An 8,164-nucleotide genomic window follows, 5' to 3' on the forward strand; every position below is an offset into this window, starting at 1 on the left:
CGCCGGCCGTGCGGGTTTCGGCGATCAGGTCGTCGGCGCTCTCGCCCCGGCGCCTGCGCTCGCCCACCTGCTGGCTGACGGCGTTGCGGCGGGCCTTGAGCTCGTCGCCCTCGCCGATCAGCGCGCGCCGCTCGGCGTCGAGGGCCAGCACGCGATCGATCGCTGCGCTGGTTTCGTCGCCCTTGCCGCGCGCGGCCAGCCGCTGGCGGACGGCGCCGGGGTCCTGCCGGATCAGCCGAACGTCGATCATCAGTCGGCGAGGCGCTCGTCGTCGCAGTTTTCGTTCAGCACCACCGCCAGGCGCACCGTCTGCGCCGCCGCGTCCAGCGCCGTCACCTTGGCCTTGGCGTACGTCTGGCAGCGCTGCACGCCGTTGCTCCAGGGACGCGAGCGCATGATGTAGGTGGCCTTCAGCACCAGCGGCACGGCTTCTTCCCCGTAGTCGGCGCCGCTGCGGGGCGCCTCGCGCAGGGCGTCGAAGTCGCGGGTGGAGCGGCCGATCTCGGCGCCGCTCCCGCTCCCGATGGGCACGAAGGGGCGCAGCACCAGCTGGCCGCCCACCACGCGGACCGTGAAGTCGTAGCGGTCGGCGTCGGCCGGGGTTTCCGGAAAGCTCTCCAGCGGGCCGCCCAGCCCCTGGGGAACCAGGTTGATGGCCGTGGCCAAGGTGGTGGCGCTGGTGGCCGCGGCAAGCGAAACCGTGTCGGCGCGGAGCCGCGGCTCGCCGAAGAACGAGTTGCCTTCGCAGGCGCTGAGCGCGCCGGCGAAAGGAAGAACGAGCACAAGAGCAAGGAGCGAAAGTCGCACCGCCGGATCCCTCCAGGAGCGGCCCGGCCCGCGCGCGCTGCGCGGGTGGACGCGTGAAAAAAACAGCGCCGCCACGAGGGCGGGCGCGCGGGTAACCATAGGGGGCGGCGGGAGCGCCCGTCAAGGTGGCCGCCCGGTTTTCCAGGGTTGACGCGGGGCCGCGCCCGCCGGTACGTTGCTCGCGTTCCACCGGCCCTTTTCACCACGGCGGAGAGCGCGCGAAATGCCCCAGCTCGAGACGGCCCTTTCCTCGCTTCGCGGCCACCCGGGGGTGCAGCACGTGCTGGTGCTGGGCCACGACGGCCTGCTGATCGCGCACCAGGGCGAGGGACCGCTCGACGCCGAGACGGTGTCGGCCATGGTGCCGGGCGTGGCCAGCGCCGCCTCGCAGCTGGGACGCGCCGCCGGCGCGGGCCCCGCGTCGGTCGTGGCCGCCCGGCTGGAGCACGGCGTGGTGCTGGTGTCCACCCTTTCGCCCGAGGTGCTGCTGGCCGTGCTGCTGGGCGAGGGCGTGGGCTTCGCCCCGCTGCTGCGCGAGCTGGCCGACCGCCGCGACGAGCTGGCCGCGCTGGTGTGAGCGATACAACCCCGTCCGCGCCCACCCGGTTCCCTTCGCACCGCCGGACCTCATGACCCAAACTCCCGACGGCGGGCCGCGCCGCGTGCTCGTGGCCGACGACGAGCCCCACATCGGCCGCATCATCCAGATGAAGCTCGAGCAGGGGCCGTACGAGGTGACGCTGGTGGCCGACGGGCGCGCGGCGCTCGACGAGCTGCAGGGCCCCGAGCCCATCGACGTGGTGCTGCTGGACATCATGATGCCGTACGCCACCGGGCTGGAGGTGCTGGCCGAGGCGCGCCAGCTGCCGCACCGGCGCGACACGCCCATCATCATCCTTACCGCCAAGGGCCAGGACGCCGACCGCCGGCAGGCCCTGGAGCTGGGCGCCACCGACTTCTTCACCAAGCCCTTCAGCCCCAAGAAGCTGCTGGCCCGGGTGGACGAGCTGTTCGGCGGCCCCCCCGCCGGGGAGGACGACGAATGACCGCCGGCGGGCCTCACCTGTGGACGGTGATCCTGGCCGGGGGCGTGGGCTCGCGCTTCTGGCCGGTGAGCACCCCGCGCCGCCCCAAGCAGCTGCTTCCGCTGGCCTCGGACCAGCCGCTGATCCGCGACACGGTAGACCGCATCACGCCCCTGATCCCGCCCGAGCGGCTGCGCATCCTTACCGGCGCGCACCTGGCGGAGCCGCTGCTTTCCGTGCTCCCCGAGCTGGACGGCGGAAACCTGCTGCTGGAGCCGCGCGCGGCGGGAACGGCGCCGGTGCTGGCGTGGGCCGCCGCCGAGCTGGAGCGGATGGACCCCGGCGCGGTGATGGTGTCGCTGCATGCCGACCACGTCATCCATCCCCCGGAGGCGTTCCGCGCCCTGATCGCCCGCGCGGCGCAGCTGGCGGCCGGCCACCGCCGCCTGTTCACCATCGGCGTTCCGCCCACGCGGGCGGAGACCGGGTACGGCTACATCCACCTGGGCGCGCCGCTGTCCACCCTGGACGGCGACGCGCACCCGGAGCCGGGGAACGCGGTGGCCGAGTTCGTCGAAAAGCCCGACCGTGAGACGGCGGAGGGGTACCTGGCGGCGGGGACGTACCTGTGGAACACGGGCCTGTTCGTGTGGCGCTGCGCGGACCTGCTCGACGAGCTGGACCGGCACGCGCCGGAGTTCGCCGGGCTCGTCCCCCTGCTGCGCCGGGGCGGCCCCGATGCCACGGCCGAGTTCTTCGCCCGGGTGCCCACCATCTCCATCGACGAGGCGCTGCTGGAGCGCTCGGACCGGGTGGGCGTGGTGCGCGCGACCTTCGCCTGGGACGACGTGGGCGCGTGGGACGCGGTGGCGCGCACGCGCACCCCCGACGAGGCGGGCAACGTTCTCCTGGGCGAAGCCCACGCGGTGGACAGCACCGGGTGCATCCTGTACGCGGACGCCGGCCCCGTGGTCGCCTTCGGATTGACCGACGTGGTGGTGGTCCGCACGGAGGGCGTGGCCTTCGTGGCCCAGCGCGAGCGCCTGCCGGAGCTGAAGTCGATGCTGGAGCGGCTGCCGGAGGCGCTGCGGAAGCTGGACTGAACTGCAGTGCGTGAGTGCGTGAGTGCGGAAGTGGCCCTGGTGCGCACTTCCGCACTCGTCGTTTTCCCGGATGCCAACCCGCAACTGCAACAGCATTCACGCGGAGGCGCGGAGGAACTGACGAGTCGCGGAGGAACTGCGGCGCGCCTCCGCGGCTCTCCGTGCACCTCCGCGCCTCCGCGTGAAATCGGTTGACGGAACTGCGGTAGTCCGGATCGTGCAGAGGGGCGCGCCCGAACTCACGCACTCACGCACTCACGCACTATCCCTTCCATGCTTTCCCTGATCCTCTTCGACGACGCGATTTCCCGCGGGTGGCAGCCGTTCGCGCTCACGCGGCCGGGTGGCGAGCTGGCGTTCGGCGCCCTGTCCATGCGCCGCCGCGCCGAGCGGGTGTTCGGCGCGCGGTGCGTTGCGCACCTCGCGGCGGATCACCTGGTGGGCTTCGCCGAGGGTGATTCTCCCCCGGTCATTGGCTACGCGGACGCGCCGGCGGAGGGCGAGCGGCTGTTCCTCTCGGCCCGCGCGGTGCCGGCCTGGGGGAGCGGCGAGGTGTGGAAGGCCCGGCGCGGCGGGGCCGGGCCCATCCTGGTGAACGGCGAGGTGGCGGGCTGGTTCGCGCCCGACGGCACTCCCGGCCCCGACGCCCGCTTCTTCGACGCCCCGCCCACCATGCTGGACCGCACCGGCGCGGTGGAGCTTGCGGGGCGGATGATCGGCCCCGTGTGGGAGCTGATGTCGGGGAACGGCGACCAGCTGACGATCGACATCCAGTCGCTCTTCCCGGAACCTCTCGCCGTCGACCTCCCCGCGGGCGCGCACCGCATCGGGGATCACTCGCTGGTGCTGGGCGAGGGCGTGCGCATCGAGCCGGGGGTGGTGCTGGACCTGTCCTCCGGGCCCGTGTGGCTGGACGACGGGGTGACCGTGCGCGCGTTCACCCGTCTCGCCGGTCCGGCCTACGTCGGGCGCAACAGCACGGTGCTGGGCGGCCCGCTGGAGCAGGTGACCATCGGCCAGGGGTGCCGCATCCGGGGCGAGTTCGCCGAGAGCGTGTGCCTGGACTTCGTGAACAAGGCGCACGACGGCCACATCGGCCACGCCTACCTGGGCGCCTGGGTGAACCTGGGCGCGGAGACGACGAACAGCGACCTGAAGAACAACTACGGCAGCGTGCGCCTGTGGACGCCGGAGGGGGAGCGCGACACGGGCGAGATCAAGCTGGGCTGCTTCCTGGGGGACCACGTGAAGACGGGGATCGGCCTGCTGCTGAACACGGGCACGGTCGTGGGCGCGGGAAGCAACCTGTACGGCGCCGCCATGCCGCCCAAGTACGTCCCGCCGTTCAGCTGGGGCACCGGGGACGAGCTGACGGCGTACCGGGCCGACAAGTTCCTGGACGTGGCCAAGCGGGCGATGGCGCGCCGCAAGGTGCAGATGGCCGGCAGCTACGCCGAAGCCCTGAAACGCGCCTGGACCCTGGCCCGCGGCGGCGAAGGCTGACGCGCCGATCCACCGCGCCCGGACAGGGTTAGACGCTCTCCCCCACTTCGATTACATTTGGAGCAGGGGAGAGCGTTTCTCCGTTCTTCACTTTCGCACTCCCGCACTTTCGCACTCTCGCACTTCCTTGAACGTCACCATCCTGGGCAGCGGCAGCCGCGGAAACGCGATCCTGGTGGAATCCGGCGACACCCGCCTCCTCGTGGACGCCGGGTTCAGCGGGCGCGACCTGGAACGCCGGCTGGCGGAGGTGGAGGTGGACCCCGCCTCGCTGACCGCCCTGCTGGTGACGCACGACCACGGCGACCACACCCGCGGGATGGGCGTGGCCGCGCGGCGGTGGAACGTGCCGCTGTACCTGACGGAGCTCACCCGCAATGCCTGCCGCCAGCTGCTGGACGGCAGCGAAGAGGTGCGGACGTACGAGAGCGCGTCGCCGGTGGAAATCGGCGGGCTGGTGGTGACGCCGTTCCTGACGGTGCACGACGCCATCGATCCCGTTGCGGTGACGGTGACGGAGGCGGGAACGGGCGAGAAGCTGGGGATCGCCACCGACCTGGGTCGCGCGACGGCGGGGGTGCGGCACGCCCTGCGGTGCTGCGACGTGCTGGTGCTGGAAAGCAACCACGACGAGATCCTGCTGCGCGAAAGCCCCTATCCCTGGTCGGTCAAGGCGCGCATCGGCGGAAGCCACGGCCACCTTTCCAACCGCGCCGCCGGCGAGCTGGTGACGGAGCTGTTCCACGACGGCCTCTGCGCCGTGGTGCTCGCCCACCTGAGCGAGAACGCCAACGAGCCGTCGCTGGCCAGGGAAGTGGTGGGCCAGGCGCTGGCCAGGCGGCGCTTCTCCGGGATGCTCGACGTGGCAGCCCAGGACCGCCCGATGGCCCCCATCGACGTCACGCGCCTGAAGGCCCTGCGCCTGCCGCCGCAGATGGCGCTGTTCTAGCTCCGCCGGAAGGGCTGTTTCACGCAGAGGACGCAGAGAAAACGGAGAGAACGCAGAGAAAAGCATTCTTTTTCTCTGCGTCCTCTCTTTCCCCTCTGCGACCTCTGCGTGAAACTGCAGTTGCTTCAGGCCGCCTTCTCCTCTTCTTCGCGGCGCTTGCAGTCCAGGCAGTAGCGCGCATGCGGCAGCGCCTCCAGCCGCTGAAAGGGAATTTCGTTCTGGCAGCCGTGGCAGATGCCGAACGCCTCGGGCTCGGTGTACAGCCGGCGCAGCGCCTCTTCGATGCGGTACAGGTACCGCCCTTCCTTGCTGGCGAACAGGAACGACTTCTCCCGCTCCATGGCGTCGGTGCCCTGGTCGGCCATGTGGAACGAGTAGCTGGAAAGGTCCGCGTCGGCAGAGTCGCGGCTGACGGAGTGCTGCTGGAAGCGGCCGATGGAACGCCTGATCTTGTCGCGCTCGCGCACAAGAAGACGCTCGATGGATTCGATTTGGGTCCGATCCATGTCGCCTGTCTCGACTGTCACTGGTGTGGCCCGGCGCAGGAAGCCCCGGAGCGGGGCGCGCCCGAATTCGAACGAACATCCGTTCCCGGCAGAGGTGCGGAACAGCCGGGAAATGTAGCATCAAATGGGGCGCGCGTTCAAGTGCGCCCCCCGGGCCTCCGCTTCAGCCGCCGAAGAAGCGCTCCATGTAGCGCACCACGTCGTTGCCGTTGGCCCACAGCATCAGCCCCACCACGATGATCAGCCCCACGTGCGAAAGGCGGATGCGGGCCTCTACCGAGAGAGGCCTGCCGCGCACGGCCTCCACCAGCAGGAACATCAGGTGCCCGCCGTCCAGGATGGGGATGGGGAGCAGGTTCAGCACGGCCAGGTTCACGGAAAGCAGCGCCAGGAACTCCAGGAAGCTCCATCCGCCCTGCTGCGCGCTCTGCCCCGACGCCTCGCCGATGGAAAGCAGGCCGCCCAGGTTGCGCGGCGACAGCGCGCCGGTCACCAGGTCGCGCAGCGTGGTCAGCAGCAGCTCCACCATCGCCACCGTCTGGTGCCATCCGTGGACGATCGCCGCTCCGAACCCCATCTTGCGGTAGTGGATCAGCGGAAGCTCCTGCGCGCCGATCTTGCCCACCATCCGCTTCTGCCCGTCCACCTTTTCCTCTTCGGCGTCGGGCGTCATCACCACCGAAACCCGCTTGCCCCCACGCTCCACCTCTACCTGCAGGGGCTTGCCCGGGCTGCCGCGGAAGCGCTCCACCGCCTCGTGCCACGCGACGACCCGCTGTCCGCCGATCGCCACGATGCGGTCGTTCGGCTTCAGCCCCGCCTTCGCCGCGGGGCGGTCGGGAAGCACGATGGCGAACACGGGGGGGCTGTAGGGACGCAGCGCGCCCTGTACGCTGTCGCGGCTGGGGCCGGCGGCGGGAAGCTGCAGCGTCACCGGCGCGCCGCCCTGCACCCCCAGCTGCACCGGTCCCGCGGGAAGGTCGGCCAGCCGCTCCTGCATCTGGTTGTAGTCGCCCACCGGCCGGCCGGCGACGGAAACCACCTCAGCGCCGACGGGAATCTGCCGCACCTGCGCCGCGCTGCCGCCCAGCTCGTGCATGGGCGCCAGCCGCCGCGTGCCGATGTACGGCTCGCCCTGGCCCGCGGCCAGCACGATGTTGGCGAGCAGGGCGAAGACCAGGTTCATGATCACCCCGGCCGAGATCACCCAGGTGCGCGCCCAGATGGGCTTGGCGTCGAAGGTCCGCGCCGGGTCCACCGGGGGCGCCTTTTCGCCGCCTTCCAGCACCTCCATCGCCTCGTCGTCCTCCATCCCCGCCATCTTCACGTATCCGCCCAGCGGGATGGCCGAGATCACGAAGTCTGTTTCGCCCCACTTGAAGCCGGTCACGCGCGGCCCCAGCCCCAGCGAAAAGGTGGGCGCGGCGATGTCCACCGACTTGGCGGCGAAGAAGTGCCCCAGCTCGTGGATGAGGATCAGTACGGAAAGAGCGACCAGGGTCGCGACGACAGTCAGCACGGGGCCAGCTGGTTCAGGAAATCGTCCGTGGCGCGCCGGGCCCATCCATCGGCCGCCAGCACGTCGTCCAGGGTGTCTACGGGGCCATTGGGCCACCGCTCCAGCGCGTCGGAGATGGCTTCGGCGATGCCGGGAAAGGTGCAGCGGCCGGCCAGGAACTCGGCCACGGCCACCTCGTTGGCGGCGTTGAACACCGCCGGCGCCGTCCCCCCCGCGCGCCCCGCCTGGAACCCCAGCGCAAAGGCGGGAAACCGGGCCGTATCCACCGCCTCGAAGGTCAGCGGCCCCCCCGCCACGGGGTCGTACCGCCGCGCCTGGTACGGCAGGCGCTCCGGGTGCGTCAGGGCGTAGAGGACAGGGATCTCCATGGTGGGAAAGCCCATCTGCGCCAGCACCGAGCCGTCCACCGTTTCCACCATCGAGTGGATGATGGACTGCGGATGGACGACGGCCTCGATGCGGTCGTACCCCACACCGAAGAGAAAGTGTGCCTCGATCACCTCCAGCGCCTTGTTGGCCAGCGTGGCGCTGTCGATGGTGACCTTGGAGCCCATGTTCCAGGTGGGGTGGCGCAGGGCGTCGGCGGGGGTGACGGCGGTGATGCGCTCCAGCGGCCACTCGCGGAAGGGCCCGCCCGAGGCCGTGAGCACCAGGCGGCGCACGTCCTCCGCCCGCGTGCCCGACAAACACTGCAGGATGGCGCTGTGCTCGCTGTCCACGGGGGTCAGCTCGCCCCCGCCGCGCCGGGCGGC

The 8,164-nt window shown here is 71.2% G+C and carries 9 protein-coding genes and 1 pseudogene; 5 read left to right on the forward strand and 5 right to left on the reverse strand.

The window, feature by feature from the left end; all coding sequences use genetic code 11:
- Positions 1–250 (reverse strand): annotated as a pseudogene (locus VIB55_RS15075) (serine--tRNA ligase); the annotation flags it as partial.
- On the reverse strand, positions 250–807 hold the full coding sequence (locus VIB55_RS15080) for a hypothetical protein (RefSeq protein WP_331877486.1): 558 nt from the start codon (positions 805–807) through the stop codon (positions 250–252). The gene VIB55_RS15080 and the pseudogene VIB55_RS15075, both read right to left, overlap by 1 nt.
- Positions 808–1,030: 223 nt before the next feature.
- Between VIB55_RS15080 and VIB55_RS15085 the strand changes: the two genes are divergently transcribed.
- From VIB55_RS15085 to VIB55_RS15105, 5 genes are all read left to right on the forward strand, one after another.
- Entirely contained in the window at positions 1,031–1,384 is a 354-nt protein-coding gene (locus tag VIB55_RS15085) for a roadblock/LC7 domain-containing protein (protein ID WP_331877487.1), read from the forward strand.
- A gap of 52 nt (positions 1,385–1,436) precedes the next feature.
- Positions 1,437–1,853, forward strand: coding sequence for a response regulator (locus tag VIB55_RS15090; protein WP_331877488.1), 417 nt, complete (start codon positions 1,437–1,439; stop codon positions 1,851–1,853).
- Positions 1,850–2,935 carry a mannose-1-phosphate guanylyltransferase gene (locus VIB55_RS15095; RefSeq protein ID WP_331877489.1) on the forward strand — a complete coding sequence of 362 codons (1,086 nt, stop codon included), beginning with the start codon at positions 1,850–1,852 and terminating at the stop codon, positions 2,933–2,935. The genes VIB55_RS15090 and VIB55_RS15095 overlap by 4 nt, the downstream gene beginning before the upstream one ends.
- Positions 2,936–3,208: 273 nt before the next feature.
- Positions 3,209–4,438 (forward strand): putative sugar nucleotidyl transferase, encoded by a 1,230-nt coding sequence (locus VIB55_RS15100; RefSeq protein ID WP_331877490.1) that lies wholly within the window; start codon positions 3,209–3,211, stop codon positions 4,436–4,438.
- Positions 4,439–4,565: 127 nt separating this feature from the next.
- Positions 4,566–5,387 (forward strand): MBL fold metallo-hydrolase, encoded by an 822-nt coding sequence (locus VIB55_RS15105; protein WP_331877491.1) that lies wholly within the window; start codon positions 4,566–4,568, stop codon positions 5,385–5,387.
- Positions 5,388–5,512: 125 nt separating this feature from the next.
- Here the strand turns inward: VIB55_RS15105 and VIB55_RS15110 are convergent, their stop codons facing one another.
- The 3 genes from VIB55_RS15110 to VIB55_RS15120 all read right to left on the reverse strand — a co-directional run.
- Entirely contained in the window at positions 5,513–5,893 is a 381-nt protein-coding gene (locus VIB55_RS15110; RefSeq protein ID WP_331071674.1) for a TraR/DksA family transcriptional regulator, read from the reverse strand.
- A gap of 163 nt (positions 5,894–6,056) precedes the next feature.
- Positions 6,057–7,412: an RIP metalloprotease RseP gene (gene rseP / locus VIB55_RS15115; RefSeq protein WP_331877492.1), complete on the reverse strand. Its 1,356-nt coding sequence runs from the start codon at positions 7,410–7,412 to the stop codon at positions 6,057–6,059.
- Positions 7,406–8,164 (reverse strand): 1-deoxy-D-xylulose-5-phosphate reductoisomerase (locus VIB55_RS15120; protein WP_331877493.1); only part of this gene is annotated, 759 nt, incomplete at its 5' end. The genes VIB55_RS15120 and rseP, both read right to left, overlap by 7 nt.

Source organism: Longimicrobium sp., from assembly GCF_036554565.1.
In the GTDB taxonomy this organism is placed as follows: domain Bacteria; phylum Gemmatimonadota; class Gemmatimonadetes; order Longimicrobiales; family Longimicrobiaceae; genus Longimicrobium.